A 13,601-nucleotide genomic window follows, 5' to 3' on the forward strand; every position below is an offset into this window, starting at 1 on the left:
TGCTTTACTGGGTGATCGAGTTCTCGGGTATCGACTAATACTTCATCGCCGTCACTCAAAGTGTCTTCCATTGAGTCGCCGTGGCAAATGATGATACGAGCATCTTCTTCTGTCAGGCCGAAACGTTTTAGCCATAAGCATGGTAGGAATTCAGTTCTAAGTTGGTACTCGGTATCGTTTTGAGCACCAAACCCACAAGACGCATAAACGTTGTACACAGGTACAGCACACATATCGCCTATTTGAGAAGTCGCTTTCACAGACTTAACATTCGAAATCTCTGTGACATTGTCATCGATGACGTGATGAGATTCACTTAACCAATTGTTTCTCATGGTTTTATCATTCCAACAGAAAATGGACTTAGCAATAGCCTGTCTCCACAAACTCACAACCCTGTCTCCTTAAAGAGACTAAAGCGCACATTAAAGCGTATCACCCTAGTAACGAAGTCATCGCATAACAAACTATAGCCGCAGTTTAAGATCGGTATTGTATATGACTACCTGCGATAAACTGCAAACCGCTAAGAACTATAACACGCCATTACTGTGGTGGATATGATGCTAAGCCTTTGAATATTAGACATGTGTTAGACGCTGCATTTAATTTTCAATATTTTAGCTCTCTAAGCAATATTTGAGAATTAAGCTCACAGCAATCACAGCCAGAATAAATGCCGCTAAAGTCACACTGAACACTGTTTCGATTCGTAAAAAACAGAAGCGAACAGAGTGGTAAACATCTTTCTAAAAATAGCCAGCCTCTGCTGGCTATTTTTTTACCCGCTATTCAGAGATTTAAGGTAACATTCCCTCACTATTTCTATCTAAGACACCCTATCAATGGCTCTCAAACCAACAATCTATAAGTTTCACTAAAATACGTCACTCCCCGCCCTACCTAGTAATAGCCACATACACCATTATTTTCAAACACTTAATATAAATAACAACCTAGAAGAACTTTCATAAACTGCTATAATCTCTGAACCTTGGTACACCTTTTGTACCCCTCAAATCACCCTTTTGGTACACCTCAGAGGCACACGTTCATGGCATCTTATAGTATTGAAAAGCGAACTCTAGCGAGCGGTGAATCTCGCTATAAAGCCACCATTACCGTGAAACATCGAAGCAAAATTGCTCAACGTTTTTCCAAAACTCATAAGAAGAAAACGCTCGCTACTGCCTGGGCAAAAAATGAAGTACGAAAGATAGAAGAAGGTGAAACCCAAGATCGTTCTGTACCCATTGGCCAGCTGCTAGACATGTTCATTGAAAACAATAACCTCTGGGACAATACAGGCCGATCTAAACAAACCGTATTAAAAATGTTGCGTGATTGCGACATAGCAAAAATCTATTCCGATGAGCTAACCACTAAAGACTTGATTGTGCACTGCCAAAATAGATGCAGTACGGGAACCAAGCCCTCTACCGTTTATTCCGACATCTATTTTTTACGTTCGGTATTCAAACGAGCTAACCCTGTGTTCAACGTTGCCGCGAACGTGAACACATTCTTAGAAGCAACACCCATTCTGTATGAAATGAAGCTCATCGGTAAATCAGAGAAACGAACAAGGCGCCCTACCACCGATGAAATAGACCTGTTAAAAGAAGCACTAGAAGAACGTGAGCAACGTAGAGAAAACAAAATCCCCTACTCTATACTTTTAGACTTCAGTATCCTGAGCTGTATGAGGGTAAGCGAAGTGTGTGGTATTCGTTGGGAAGACTTAAACGAAGAACTTAAAACAGTGATCGTACGCGACCGAAAAGACCCACGTAAGAAAGAAGGCAACCACATGGTCGTTCCTCTACTTGGTGAAGCGTTTGATATTGTAATGAGGCAAGAGCGTAAAGGTGAGTTGATATTTCCATATAACCCACGCTCGGTTGGCCGAGGCTTCGTTGAAGTGTGTCAAAAGATTGGGATTGATAACCTGCGCTATCATGACCTACGCCGTGAAGGTGCAAGCCGTTTGTTCGAGAAAGGCTTTACGATTGAGGAAGTTGCTCAGGTAACTGGTCATAGGAACCTAAATACCTTGTGGCAGGTTTATACCCAATTGTTCCCGCATAAATTACACGACCGTAAAATATAAAAGTGATTAATGGTTTGTAGTGAATATAAAAATATTGACTCGAAGGGACCTATTTGTGCTCACAAATAGAATCCCTTCCCAGTGGTGAACAAAAGCTATTCAACCTATCAAGGTCCTGGACAGAAGCAATTTAGGAAATCACCTTAAATCGTGACTATCAGATTATTAAAAGTATCTTGAGACCCCAAGCTCTTGTTATATTTTGGAGCCAAATGGTACTAAATACGGAGCATAATCGAAGTATTCAGGGTGCGTGACCTTAAGGGTATCACCGTTATACATAGAGGATGCCCTTTCACTTGATACGCTTTTGAACACTTTCCCCTTATAAAAATAGAGAAGGCGGTAATCTGCTTTAACAAGTAATATATCTTTATCCTTTGCATATCTGTAAGGGGTTGCGTCGTAACGTTCATTGCGAACATCTATCCGCCTAGGGCTTTTTCCATTCTCACATTTCCAATAAATCATGCCATTTTTATATACTGAGTATTGGGGATTATATTCGGTTGATGTCGGAACAGCACCCCGAGAGATCTGAGCCTTCGTAAGGGTACGACATTTGCTTATATCTTTGGTATTCATATCGCCAATTTCAATTTCAGTATGATAAAAAGCACAGTATGATTGTGGTTTTTCATTGTATAACTCAACGATACCATCCTTAGACTCTTGGTAACTAAATGACCTCTCTATAGAGCCTTGAATAGCATGGCAAACGCTCAGTTTTTCTTGCTTAGACAGCTCATAAGCAACAACTTGATCAAATCGTAGAGCTTCTCTTTCTTCCTTTTTTTGCATCTGCCCAATAATTAGGAGCACAATGAAAAATAAAAGGTAATTCAACCATTTTTTGATAGTCCCACTCCTTCTGCTCGGTAAAAGTATCAACAATTCAACCTAAATATACCACGTAAGACTTAAGTTCCATGTAGCAAATATGTAGCCTTTGAATTTTGCTTACTCGTTCCCCTTTTTGCTTTCAAGCTCGCTTTTGGACAGAAACGTGCTAGAGATTTGAGATATAACGCGCTCGATATCGATTAGAAAAAGTATCTTGAAGTCTTAAATGCTTGTTAGCTTTGTTTCCTAGCAGTGACACCATAGTTATAAGCGTCAAAAAACACTAGTCCAAGATTTGAAATACTATATCGCTCAACGTGAGTCCTTTGCGGGTTTTCTGTTCTAGCTAAAAGAGGAGTAAAAATCATACTGTAGACTTTTTTCTCTATAAGTTCGGTGAGAGTTAAATCGACGATGCCGAAGCCTGTTGAAAGAAAGCTCTCTAAATCTGTAGTGTAAGATTTATCGATAACTTCCAAAGTGACTTTGAATTCTTCAACAGTTAGGTAACCTTCAATATAACCAATAAATAAATTTGCAATTATAGTAGGCTTTTTGTTATCACTAACCTTATCTAAAACGTTAATTAACTTCTCAGATACTTCATTTGCATCACAGCTTAGTGCGAATTTTTTTATTTTATTTAAATCCCGTTCACTAACATCTTTTATGCTTAAAAAAAACTGCTCCAACTTCTTAGCAAACAACCCATCTCTAATAGATGTCGCTACCGATAAAATATTGAAAATATTATCTAATACAGGTATTTCTCTAATCCATTCATTTTCTGAAATGTGATCTAACAAAACCTCTGTATTATCTTTGATTATGGCCAACCCACTATCTTTCATTTTAAGCCTCCAAAAAGCCAAGCATTAGGAGTCACTCTTAAATGCTTGCATGCCTATATATCGCTAAGCTCACGCCTCATTTGGTAAAGAAGAGAGTTAGACTGTTTTTTTATCTGTGCAGCTAAATCTGACGCTTTTTTTTGAAACGCTTCGGTTTCACCATGCTTTTGATTCAATACAATATCGGTGAAATTGCTCATGTAATCATTTGAACAATCCATGGACTCTTGTGTTAAGCCCTCCAATTTGTCGAATGTCTGAAGCATCTCATCTGTTGCTATCAACTTTAAACGATTTGACTCACTTTTAAGTATTAGAACATCCTTTAGCCCTTCTTGCATCAGCGCAGATACTTGCGAGCTAAGCCAACCAATGACTTGATGTTCTCTCTCTTTATCTCCCGCTTGAGTTGCGGCCAAGTAGCTTTGTAAATACTCATCGAAAATCGGCTGCATACGTTTTGGAAGTTCTATCTCGTTTTTACGTCCAAAATTGTCCAAGTCAGTCACATACTTTGCATATTCACGTGCTTTTAAGTCGAAAATTTTTAATCGTCTGTCAGCCTTATACCGAAGGTCTTGCTCTAGTTGCTTCAGGTTTCGCTCGTGTCTTTGCTTATTGAAGTATACAAACAAAGCCCAAAGCACATTTATGATGCCAAAGACCCACGCATAGAATTCGGGATTTTCTTGTATTACTTCGTAAATTGACTCCATAAGTCTCCTTTAGGCATAACGCAACATAGACGGAACTCTTCCTTCTATGTTGCTGCCATTTATTATGAAACTCAACTGCTATCAACCTGTTGTGTTAATAGATATAGAATTAAGCGGGAGAAATACGGGAAAAGTCCGCGTAGGAGACCAAAGTACGGATTAGATTAACTTGGTCTATTGGTGTTCTGACTAGGTCGCCCTATTGCTGGTTCTGAGAAGCTTTGGGGCACAAACGTTCTAGCTGTCATGTTCACGTTGATCGTATTGGCACATATCTGGACAGCTTAATAGCGCTTTTCTTACAGTTCAGTATTGATTGTGTAAGTTGCTTTGGAGATTTACCTGTTTCTTATATCAAACCAGTGACATAGTTAACAGATTGATATTGATTAATATACCTAATAAAAACGCGGAGTTATCATTCACCGATTACTTTACGTATTTCAGTAGGACATTCTCATGAAGTTAAATTTGGTTCTTAACCACACAAATCAAGTCGAGCGATCAAAGTTTGTAAATTGCATCGATAAGCTATGCCAAGACAGCAAAGGAGATTCTGATTTAACCAAACAACTCGAGAAAATCGATGGCCAACTTAAAGCAGCATCAGGCAATGAAATCACGCAATTATTTAGTCTAATTCAGACTCTTTTCCAAAAGCACCTAAAAGAACAAATCGCTATCGGCGGACCTCAAGTGTCTTTACTTATCAATATCCTAGTCAGAGATGGGAATTGCATTGCTACCATTCCTTGGATTGAAAATCTTTATGCCAAAGAATATACCGAAATTGATGAGCTAAGCCAAAGCCTCATCAAAGAGATTGAAGAAAATGACTCAAGCGACTTTGAGCGATTGAATCGCCTAGATATATACCGTGAGTGCATGAAAACAGCATTTAACAACGATTTAAGGTCTAATCGCACCGCAAAGATATCTGAAGATGAACGAAGCATCTTAAATGTCTTAGCTGAACGTCTAGCGCTTTCAAGAGAGGAAATTCATGCGATTGAACACTCTGTCGACCCAATTCCAGAACTAGGTATTGAAAGTGCATTAGAGTACCTTCGAGAAAACGGTGTCATCCTTATCAACCGCCGTCGCTCTGAAATTATGATTGCCGATGAAGTTATCGAATCTCTTCATGACGTTCTTGGCAAAGAGCTGCATGATAAATATGTCCTTCGCATTCTAAGGTCACTTTCTGATGCTGATCTTTCCAATATACTCAAAAACCACGGCTACAAAATTCGTGGCATTGAAAGACAAGACAAAATAACCACAATTTCGCACTCTGGCTTATCAATCAGAAGTATTTTAATGACAGATCTTCACGCTGAAGATGCCACTCAAAATCAGAGAAAAGAACGAATCAAGCAACTCATTGAAGATATGGACCTCGATATTTCAAGAATAGGGACAAGGCTACAAGACCGCATTGATGTTTTAATTGAACACCTAAGGTCCTCAGAAGAAGAAGAGTTTAACGTACTTAGTGTAAGTGGCTATAAAGAACTACTCGAAGCACTGTCTCAAAACGAATTAAATGTTGAAGATAGGATTCGAGCAGACTTCGAAATTGAGAACAAAGAGACGCTCGACCCTGAACGCCTCAAAGCACTAAGTATCACACCATTGGATATCCTTTATCTCTATAGTAATGATGAGATTAAGACTATCCGCAATGATATGAATTTGCCTCGACGTGGCAACCCTAGAAGCCAAATTATCGAGAGCTTTGCCAGTGCCAATGATCGACTCATCGAAAACTATCATCTTTTGGCCTGTCGTGACCTTCAAGGACTTCAATCAGCAGGTATTGATATCAAAGAAGCAGATATCGGTGTGAAATTTGAGGAGGCGACTCGTTCGATTCTAGAGCAACTAGGCATGACTGTTGATGAGGATTTGAGAAAAGATATCAACACAGCTAAAGACAAGGCTGACATCATCATTTCGTTAGAAAATGATGATGTTATCGTTGGTGAAGCAAAGTCATTTAAGAATGGACAATTTTCCAAATACTCTTCAACGTCTAGACAAGTTAAAGCATATGTTAAGCGCTGTGAAGCCAACGGGCATCGGGTCGCTCAAGTACTTATTGTTGCACCTGCATTTTCTGATGACTTTGTTGACGCAGCTGATATGGATACAGAGATAAACATTTCTTTACTAGAAGCTGAGGGATTACAGAAAATTCTAGCCGCATTTAAACAGCGTAGAAACCCCAATTTTTCACCTAAATTATTGACTAAAGGTGGGCTACTGAAAGCTGACTTGATCTCCAAATCAATCTAAACACTGTTTATTGTCCGTTGAGACCTAGGGGTTACCGCTAGGTCTTTAATTTCTCTATCATTTTAAATCCTTGATGAACTAGAGCCAGATAGTTCACCTTCGTTAAGTCTAATATTGAGGTATAGGCAGGCCTGAAAAAGCTAGACATTCTACTGGCATGAGGAAAAGTCAGTCAAATGACGCTAAGCAGAAGTATACGGTCAACCCGTCGTAAGAAGGTTTGGGGCACTTTCGTGCTAGAAAGTACCACGGGTAGAAATTCAACCTGAGCAGTTTTCTGGACAATTCCGTTTTAGAAAAATAGGTAATTTAGCAAAGCGTGAATTATTAAACATATGGAAAAAGTCGCTTAGCTTTGTGTCCAGGTTGATTGGAGCAGATCAATGCAGTGCAATCCTCTCATAAATTCGGTGTTGGTATTTTTAAAACACTAAGCTAACTGAATAAGTTATCTATTTGAGGAGTTATCAATAGCTGCTTTTAAGTCGGCAATATCACTCTTTAGGTCAGAGATTTCATTGCGAAGATTTGTGATCACATGCGTGTCTTGCTTTTCAGTGTCTTCTTCTAAGAACCAAGATGCGACAAAACCTGTAAACGTGCCGAATAAGCCTACCCCTGCAGTCATAAGGACAGCCGCAACAATTCTTCCTTCATAGGTCACCGGATAGAAATCGCCATAACCTACTGTCGTAATCGTAACGAAAGCCCACCAAAGCGCATCACCAGCATTATGGATGTTAGAACCATCGGTACCTTTCTCAAGCTGAAGCATGGCGATAGCACCAAAGATAACAAGTATTACTGACACCGCGGACACTAAAGAAAAAGTACCCTGAGTCTTGTTGCGAAATAAATAGTAAATAATCATTTTCGTTGATCGAACAGCCCTTAATAACCGAAGGACTCTCACCACTCTTACAATTCTTCCGTAACGGAACATGTCAAGCATTGGGATACTAGATAGCAGATCTATCCACCCCCATTTCATAAAAAGTTTTTTACTTTCAGCCCTCTTTAGCCGAATGAAGAAATCAGCAAGAAACACCAAACATATAATGTTGTCGGTAATTGCAAATATTTCAGTCACATAGTGTGGTAGCTTGAATATGCTCTCAGCAAACAATGCCACTAATACGTATATTGAGAGAACCAAAGTAAAGAATTGAAAGGGACCAAAATCAATGGCCTCCTTTTCTATTGATTTATTTATCATTTGCTTAACCAATAAAAAAGGCGACCCTGAGGTCGCCTTTGCTTTTCTAAATCACCGCCTTCATGACGGTGGTAATAACTTTCCCGATTACCGCGAACTCGTCTAGTTTCTCCTCATTCACGATAAACGAATCATATTCTTCTTTGTTGTCTGAGATGACGTTATAGCCCTCGGCCATGATGTCGTACTTCAGGCGTTTTATATAAACGTGCTTACCAATGCGAACAACATAGACACCATGCTTTACTGGGTGATCGAGTTCTCGGGTATCGACTAATACTTCATCGCCGTCACTCAAAGTATCTTCCATTGAGTCACCGTGGCAAATGATGATACGAGCATCTTCTTCTGTCAGGCCGAAACGTCTTAACCATAAGCAAGGCAGGAATTCGGTTCTAAGTTGGTATTCGGTATCGTTTTGAGCACCAAACCCACAAGACGCATAAACGTTGTACACAGGTACAGCGCACATATCGCCTATTTGAGAAGTGGCTTTCACAGACTTAACATTCGAAATCTCTGTGACATTGCCATCGGTATTGCGAGAAGCTCGACTAGCAACTTGCTGGCTAGTTTGGCTGCTACCAATATCAACGCGCCCTACTGACGTCGAAGTTTCGCTAGGTGTTGATGCAGTTAATAGATATTCCGCTTCATCAAGATCCGTGACGTATTTCTCAATCAGCTGTTTTTTTACATCTGGGTGGAAATTAGAAATATGGTATTCAAATACTTTGCTAGAAGTAGCACTTTGTCTTGATAACCAATTGTTACGTCTACCTTTTTGGGAGACGCCAGTCACTGATTTAGGCATTCCATCCAAACCCACTAAATCCGAACTTAGAAACCACTCTTTCACATAAACACCAATAAACACCGATAATCACTTGACATAGTCACTATCTGGGCGCACCATTCACATAAACACGAACAAACAAGATGTTTATCTAACACATTCGCCAAGAACAAAGATAAACACCAATTAACTAAGAACTATAACACGTCAGTGCTGTAGTGAGAATGAGGATAACTATATGAGCATGGATATTCACTACGGGCTTCAAGCAATGTTTGGTAAGCCGATTGTTCAATTAAGCGAAGTTTCAGAATCATTTTTCGGAATGAAGTATGCGACGGCTAAAGCCAAAGTTAGCAGCCATGAATTCCCTATTCCTGCCTTTCGTCTCCATGAAGAAAGTGAAGCTAACAAAGGTACGAAAGTTCCGTTGTTGATTCGAGTTAACGACCTTGCTGATTACGTTGTAAGAAAACACGAGGAAGAGCGAGCAAGGATGGAATCCATCTACGGAAAGTCTCACCGTCATTAAATCACCTTCGAAGCTAACCACTTTTCTTATGTTTCATAGTGAGTATCAGACATGGAAGTGAACCAGACAATGTGCGTCTTTTTAGCGGATGTACAAGAACAGTACAACGAAGCATGTAGCTTGTTTCGAGCACGACACCGAAACGAGCTAACAGACATAGCCAAAGCTTGTGGCCTTCGTTCAAACATGTTGCGTAACAAGCTGAATATCGAGCAACCGCACGTACTTTCTTTACCTGAAATGATGGCAATTTCTAAAGCTACGGATGACTACGTAATTTTAGAAGTTGTACTTCGCCAGTTAGGGCTAGTGACCGCTCATATTCCTGAGGGTGAAAGAGAAACGTTTATTAAACGTGCTCTAGACAACTCTGTGATTGCAGGAGAAATCTCTCAACTAGCGTTAGACACTGCAGGCCAAAGAGCCCTGCCTCGCTCAACTCGAAACTCAATTATCAAAACGGCACAAGCTGGCATTAACAACTTGGTGCTGCTCATTAACGACCTAGAAGACCGCACAAGTGGTGCACACCCTTTCTTATGTATGGGTGTGGACTTGATAGCCAACGGTGCGCCTTTACCCGGTCTTACTTAATTACGGGGTGTAATTATGAAAAAACCATTTATCGCGATTCAAATCAACTCATTGGAAGAAGCACTCAACATCGAGAATGTTGCGGCACTCACTATCACTAAGTATCAAGAGAACGACGTAGAAGGCCAAGAGCAACTTCAGAATAACTTGATCGCAATGTGGCGCGGCATTCACAAGCAAGCGGGTGACGCTCTCGACCAGTTCAAGGTTTGCCAGAAGGAATCAGTATGAAAACTCTACTCAAAACCATCATTTCAGGTGAAGACAAGATTTATGTCTACGAGGCTGGATATGTCGATGGCGTGAAAGCTGCTGAAGCTTATTTAGCAGGCCCTGACGGATGGGGAGCTTCTATGTACTTCCCTTTGTATAAGGTCGAAGACTTCGCTCAAAACCAAGCTCAGATTGCCAAGTTCCTTGAGCTTGCCAAAGAGAAACTCGGGATGGGGAAAGAACCATGCAATACGTAGCGGTTGCACTGAACAGCGGTGGCGGCGTGGTTCGTGATGATGAAACTAGCGAAGTTAAGAATCTTCTTATCGGTGAGTTTGATTCACCAGAGCCAGCAATCGAAGCGGCTTGTGAACACCTCAACTGTCAGCACGTTATGAACGGCGTGATCATCAGAGGTAATTACACTGGCGGTCACATGATTATGGACACACAGGAGTTTAGCGAATTATGAGTTTTTACAAGCAAGCGCAAAAACAAGCAGTAGCGATAAAAATTGGTGATCGCTTCTTCTGTGATTTTGGGAAGAAGCAGCGAGTTCAAACAGCTTGGAGCCTTGCAGGAGCAAGCCTGTATTTGAGTGTTTATGACGACAAGGTAAAAGAGATTCTCGCTACGTTAGAAGAAAAGAAGAAGAAACCAGAAGTGATATTTGTTGAGGTGGCAGCATGAGTGATGTGACTTTTAGACCTGCTAAATCGACGGCTGACTTGCCTATCACTTCTCCAATACATAAGCCCTGCCCTGATATGGCGGGAATGGAGAATCCAGATCCAAAGAAACGAGAGCGAGCGCGCTTTTTAGTGTCGAAGTTGCGCGAAAAACACGGCATTAAAAAGCGTGTTAAGGGCAACTCTCAGCCAATGAATTATGTGTGTAGTGAAAACGGGTGCGCTGAACCTTGGGGCTCGGTAAGTAATGCGAATCCAGGGGATGTGAAGCAATAAGCGATGAAGATTGAAACTCTGTACCATGTGGCCGGAGCCGTCCGGCCTATTGATGAAGTTAAATTTGCTAATGCCAGCTATGAAGCTGGTTTTTTAGGTTCCAAAATTCCTCACTACACAGAATACGAGCAACAATTGCTCGATTCTGGCGTAGTTAAATCTCTTCCTGTTTACGACCGCGTTTTTAATCAAAAATCAAAACACGTAACAGATGTTAAGTTAGCAACTGAACATTTCAAAAGGCTAAATTCACACTCCAAACCCAACCGCGAAGCGGCGGCCGAAAGGCCGGAGACACTAGGCTTGTCCAAGGGCGCAAAAGTCCGACACGAGAAAAAGCGCTTAAAGTTGGCTCGAATCAACAAGCGTGTGAAGGTTATTGGGCAGCCCATTGGCACCAAGACAGAGCTTGATAGCCGAATGGGCCATGAAAGCTTTGATGCGTTATACGCAAGCACAGAGCGAAATACCGCGCGAGTTTTGCCACTGAAACATGAGAAAAGGCCCCCTTTCGAGAGGAAGCTCTCCCCTATCTCTCTTCAACTGCAAAAACGAGATTGGTCTGGGCAAATGCGCGCTCAAATTGTTACCCAGACGCCTGCAGGAAATGCACCCGAGGCTAATTCGGGTACTCGTTATACGGAAAAGCTAACACCAAAGAGCGTTTCTAACATGTTCGAGAGCGGTGCATATGTTGCTCAATGCCATGAAGGGTTTACTACATTTCTAACTTTGACTTTTACACCGGCACAACGTCACGCCATTTTTGGCGCAATGGACGAAGGCATCGATGCTGACGGCCCGTTCACTCCAGTAGAGTTTGAACGAGATAACGGTGATCTTATTCCTGGCAAAGACGGCCTGTATACACAATTACCTAAACAACCATTCAAAATCATTAAACCACTCGATACCAGTATTGGGCGAGAAACTTCCCGCTTTCTCGATGGCAGCAAAAAGATGTTTCACCGAGGTTGGTACACGGAAGATGGTGACTACGTTCCTGGGCAGTTCAAAGCGAAACCTTCACCCTTTGGCCCTGATAGAGAGAAAGCTGATTTTCATTATATGTGGGTAGCCGAAAGCCCAATGAATGAAGATGGCGAACCCAACCCACACGTTCACTTATTGTTGAAATGGACGGTCGATAAAGAGCATTTCAAAGATTGGGCTAAACGTTTGGAATCGCTCTGGGGTCATGGTATGGCTCACATCGAAAGAATTAGACAGCCCAAAGCAGCCAGTACTTATCTCATCAAAGCGGTTGGCTATGCGGCCAAAGGTAATAACGCAGACCAGGGTTTAATTAAGGGGAATCGCTACAGCATAGCGAGGGTCTCACGCGCACCAAGTTGGGAAACTCTTGCCTCGTTTGAAGCTGACAATATTACGGCTGTTATCCGTGAATTGGGTTACAAGCTTGAGCAGTGGAAAAAGCCTTTGCTGCGAACTATCTCACGTATCAATAAGCAAAAAGCTCAAACCGTGAAAGCGTCGAGTATCGCCAAGCAACAAGGCAAGCCTGAAGACCACCTCAAAAAACTGCAGTCACGAATTATTCGCTTAGAACATGCGGCTAAGAAAACAACGCAAGAAATGAAGTCTCGCCAAATGCATGCTTCTAGTGGTAACCGGTTCTCGATAACTTTTGACGGCGATGAAGCCAAAGAACGAATGGATAACTTCTTGATGTGGGCAGCTGGAGCCAGAGGTTGGTCGATGACTTGTCGTGATATCGATTGTAGCGATTTAAAGCAAGAAGCAGATGAAACTTATCAAGCACAATATCACCACTTCTTAGAACGGCGGGCTTATTGGCGATCGGTTCTTGGTGAACCTTACATACCCGAAGAACCCGATGAGGATGAAGTGAGTTATTGGCAAAGTGCCAAAGCAGATTATTTAGAAGGGAGATTACAATAATGCTAGTGACATGCCCCAAATGTGAAAGCAAAACTCGTATTGCGACCTCGCGTTCCATCAGTTCAGAAACGCGAGAGCTGTACTGCCAATGTTTAAACCTGAATTGCGGAAAAGTGTTTGTAGCGCATACGTCGTTCTCGCACTTCATCGAACCGACGGGCCAAAAGCCAAGCTCAGAACTACAGCCCGAGCTGTGCAAAGGTGATTTGAACCAAATCGATATATTTGAATCAGAACAGCCAAGCACTTAAAACAAGCAGTCTAGACTACGGATACTTTGAATAAATGAACCTTATTCCTAAAAAGCGCCTTGATGCTCTGCTTAAAGTGATCTCAAAAAGAGATATACCAGAACAAACTCGCAAAGCCGTGAAGCTGGTGTTCGAGTCTGGTTATTCATACGAGCTGGCTTCACTAAGAACTGGCGTATCAAGCAAGCGCGTTTCATTGGCCGTGCGCAAGCTGAACCAAATGGATGAGATTTTACTGAAGGCATATAGGGTGTGATGATGAATAGAAAAAGTTGATGTAATAGTAGTATGGC

The 13,601-nt window shown here is 41.5% G+C and carries 17 protein-coding genes and 1 pseudogene; 12 read left to right on the forward strand and 6 right to left on the reverse strand.

Annotation, left to right across the window (positions count from 1 at the left end; translation table 11 throughout):
* Positions 1-335: pseudogene (locus AB4232_RS08080) on the reverse strand (helix-turn-helix transcriptional regulator); the annotation flags it as partial.
* A 719-nt stretch (positions 336-1,054) separates the two neighbouring features.
* Between AB4232_RS08080 and AB4232_RS08085 the strand changes: the two are divergent.
* Positions 1,055-2,110 (forward strand): tyrosine-type recombinase/integrase, encoded by a 1,056-nt coding sequence (locus AB4232_RS08085; protein WP_372086883.1) that lies wholly within the window; start codon positions 1,055-1,057, stop codon positions 2,108-2,110.
* A gap of 195 nt (positions 2,111-2,305) precedes the next feature.
* Here AB4232_RS08085 and AB4232_RS08090 read toward each other — a convergent pair whose 3' ends face one another.
* The 3 genes from AB4232_RS08090 to AB4232_RS08100 all read right to left on the reverse strand — a co-directional run bounded on the left by AB4232_RS08090 (position 2,306) and on the right by AB4232_RS08100 (position 4,520).
* On the reverse strand, positions 2,306-2,911 hold the full coding sequence (locus tag AB4232_RS08090) for a hypothetical protein (RefSeq protein WP_372086884.1): 606 nt from the start codon (positions 2,909-2,911) through the stop codon (positions 2,306-2,308).
* A gap of 275 nt (positions 2,912-3,186) precedes the next feature.
* A complete protein-coding gene (locus tag AB4232_RS08095) occupies positions 3,187-3,804 on the reverse strand; it encodes a hypothetical protein (protein ID WP_372086885.1) in 618 nt (205 codons plus the stop codon).
* 53 nt (positions 3,805-3,857) lie between these two features.
* Entirely contained in the window at positions 3,858-4,520 is a 663-nt protein-coding gene (locus AB4232_RS08100) for a hypothetical protein (RefSeq protein WP_123924952.1), read from the reverse strand.
* Between the two features lie 696 nt (positions 4,521-5,216).
* On the opposite strand from AB4232_RS08100, the gene AB4232_RS08105 reads away from it, so the two are divergent.
* A complete protein-coding gene (locus AB4232_RS08105; protein ID WP_371710826.1) occupies positions 5,217-6,818 on the forward strand; it encodes a hypothetical protein in 1,602 nt (533 codons plus the stop codon).
* A 448-nt stretch (positions 6,819-7,266) separates the two neighbouring features.
* On the opposite strand, the gene AB4232_RS08110 is transcribed toward AB4232_RS08105, so the two are convergent.
* Entirely contained in the window at positions 7,267-8,034 is a 768-nt protein-coding gene (locus AB4232_RS08110) for a potassium channel family protein (RefSeq protein WP_108086276.1), read from the reverse strand.
* A 46-nt stretch (positions 8,035-8,080) separates the two neighbouring features.
* Positions 8,081-8,893: a S24 family peptidase gene (locus tag AB4232_RS08115; protein WP_372086886.1), complete on the reverse strand. Its 813-nt coding sequence runs from the start codon at positions 8,891-8,893 to the stop codon at positions 8,081-8,083.
* Between the two features lie 175 nt (positions 8,894-9,068).
* Between AB4232_RS08115 and AB4232_RS08120 the strand changes: the two genes are divergently transcribed.
* The 10 genes from AB4232_RS08120 to AB4232_RS08165 are packed head-to-tail and all read left to right on the forward strand — an operon-like array spanning position 9,069 to position 13,564.
* On the forward strand, positions 9,069-9,362 hold the full coding sequence (locus AB4232_RS08120; RefSeq protein WP_102291321.1) for a pyocin activator PrtN family protein: 294 nt from the start codon (positions 9,069-9,071) through the stop codon (positions 9,360-9,362).
* Positions 9,363-9,413: 51 nt separating this feature from the next.
* Positions 9,414-9,956, forward strand: coding sequence for a phage regulatory CII family protein (locus AB4232_RS08125; protein ID WP_372086887.1), 543 nt, complete (start codon positions 9,414-9,416; stop codon positions 9,954-9,956).
* 15 nt (positions 9,957-9,971) lie between these two features.
* Positions 9,972-10,187 carry a hypothetical protein gene (locus tag AB4232_RS08130; protein ID WP_372086888.1) on the forward strand — a complete coding sequence of 72 codons (216 nt, stop codon included), beginning with the start codon at positions 9,972-9,974 and terminating at the stop codon, positions 10,185-10,187.
* Positions 10,184-10,426, forward strand: coding sequence for a hypothetical protein (locus AB4232_RS08135; RefSeq protein WP_372086889.1), 243 nt, complete (start codon positions 10,184-10,186; stop codon positions 10,424-10,426). Before AB4232_RS08130 ends, AB4232_RS08135 begins: the two co-directional genes overlap by 4 nt.
* A complete protein-coding gene (locus AB4232_RS08140) occupies positions 10,414-10,641 on the forward strand; it encodes a hypothetical protein (protein ID WP_372086890.1) in 228 nt (75 codons plus the stop codon). The genes AB4232_RS08135 and AB4232_RS08140 overlap by 13 nt, the downstream gene beginning before the upstream one ends.
* Entirely contained in the window at positions 10,638-10,859 is a 222-nt protein-coding gene (locus AB4232_RS08145) for a hypothetical protein (RefSeq protein ID WP_372086891.1), read from the forward strand. Before AB4232_RS08140 ends, AB4232_RS08145 begins: the two co-directional genes overlap by 4 nt.
* A complete protein-coding gene (locus tag AB4232_RS08150) occupies positions 10,856-11,134 on the forward strand; it encodes a hypothetical protein (RefSeq protein WP_016785360.1) in 279 nt (92 codons plus the stop codon). The genes AB4232_RS08145 and AB4232_RS08150 overlap by 4 nt, the downstream gene beginning before the upstream one ends.
* Before the next feature lie 3 nt (positions 11,135-11,137).
* The gene (locus AB4232_RS08155; protein WP_372086892.1) at positions 11,138-13,057 is read left to right on the forward strand and encodes a hypothetical protein; all 1,920 of its coding nucleotides are present in this window, start codon (positions 11,138-11,140) and stop codon (positions 13,055-13,057) included.
* On the forward strand, positions 13,057-13,308 hold the full coding sequence (locus tag AB4232_RS08160) for an ogr/Delta-like zinc finger family protein (RefSeq protein WP_372086893.1): 252 nt from the start codon (positions 13,057-13,059) through the stop codon (positions 13,306-13,308). The genes AB4232_RS08155 and AB4232_RS08160 overlap by 1 nt, the downstream gene beginning before the upstream one ends.
* Before the next feature lie 34 nt (positions 13,309-13,342).
* Positions 13,343-13,564 (forward strand): hypothetical protein, encoded by a 222-nt coding sequence (locus AB4232_RS08165; RefSeq protein ID WP_372086894.1) that lies wholly within the window; start codon positions 13,343-13,345, stop codon positions 13,562-13,564.
* Positions 13,565-13,601 lie beyond the last annotated feature (37 nt).

The organism is Vibrio sp. 10N.286.46.A8 (assembly GCF_041470165.1).
GTDB classification, from domain to species: Bacteria; Pseudomonadota; Gammaproteobacteria; order Enterobacterales; family Vibrionaceae; genus Vibrio; species Vibrio tasmaniensis_A.

Coding starts and splice junctions, on each gene's coding strand:
- AB4232_RS08085 (WP_372086883.1), top strand. CDS start 1,055: ATGGCATCTTATAGTATTGAAAAGCGAACTCTAGCGAGCGGTGAATCT.
- AB4232_RS08090 (WP_372086884.1), bottom strand. CDS start 2,911: ATGCAAAAAAAGGAAGAAAGAGAAGCTCTACGATTTGATCAAGTTGTT.
- AB4232_RS08095 (WP_372086885.1), bottom strand. CDS start 3,804: ATGAAAGATAGTGGGTTGGCCATAATCAAAGATAATACAGAGGTTTTG.
- AB4232_RS08100 (WP_123924952.1), bottom strand. CDS start 4,520: ATGGAGTCAATTTACGAAGTAATACAAGAAAATCCCGAATTCTATGCG.
- AB4232_RS08110 (WP_108086276.1), bottom strand. CDS start 8,034: ATGATAAATAAATCAATAGAAAAGGAGGCCATTGATTTTGGTCCCTTT.
- AB4232_RS08120 (WP_102291321.1), top strand. CDS start 9,069: ATGAGCATGGATATTCACTACGGGCTTCAAGCAATGTTTGGTAAGCCG.
- AB4232_RS08125 (WP_372086887.1), top strand. CDS start 9,414: ATGGAAGTGAACCAGACAATGTGCGTCTTTTTAGCGGATGTACAAGAA.
- AB4232_RS08130 (WP_372086888.1), top strand. CDS start 9,972: ATGAAAAAACCATTTATCGCGATTCAAATCAACTCATTGGAAGAAGCA.
- AB4232_RS08135 (WP_372086889.1), top strand. CDS start 10,184: ATGAAAACTCTACTCAAAACCATCATTTCAGGTGAAGACAAGATTTAT.
- AB4232_RS08140 (WP_372086890.1), top strand. CDS start 10,414: ATGCAATACGTAGCGGTTGCACTGAACAGCGGTGGCGGCGTGGTTCGT.
- AB4232_RS08145 (WP_372086891.1), top strand. CDS start 10,638: ATGAGTTTTTACAAGCAAGCGCAAAAACAAGCAGTAGCGATAAAAATT.
- AB4232_RS08150 (WP_016785360.1), top strand. CDS start 10,856: ATGAGTGATGTGACTTTTAGACCTGCTAAATCGACGGCTGACTTGCCT.
- AB4232_RS08155 (WP_372086892.1), top strand. CDS start 11,138: ATGAAGATTGAAACTCTGTACCATGTGGCCGGAGCCGTCCGGCCTATT.
- AB4232_RS08160 (WP_372086893.1), top strand. CDS start 13,057: ATGCTAGTGACATGCCCCAAATGTGAAAGCAAAACTCGTATTGCGACC.
- AB4232_RS08165 (WP_372086894.1), top strand. CDS start 13,343: ATGAACCTTATTCCTAAAAAGCGCCTTGATGCTCTGCTTAAAGTGATC.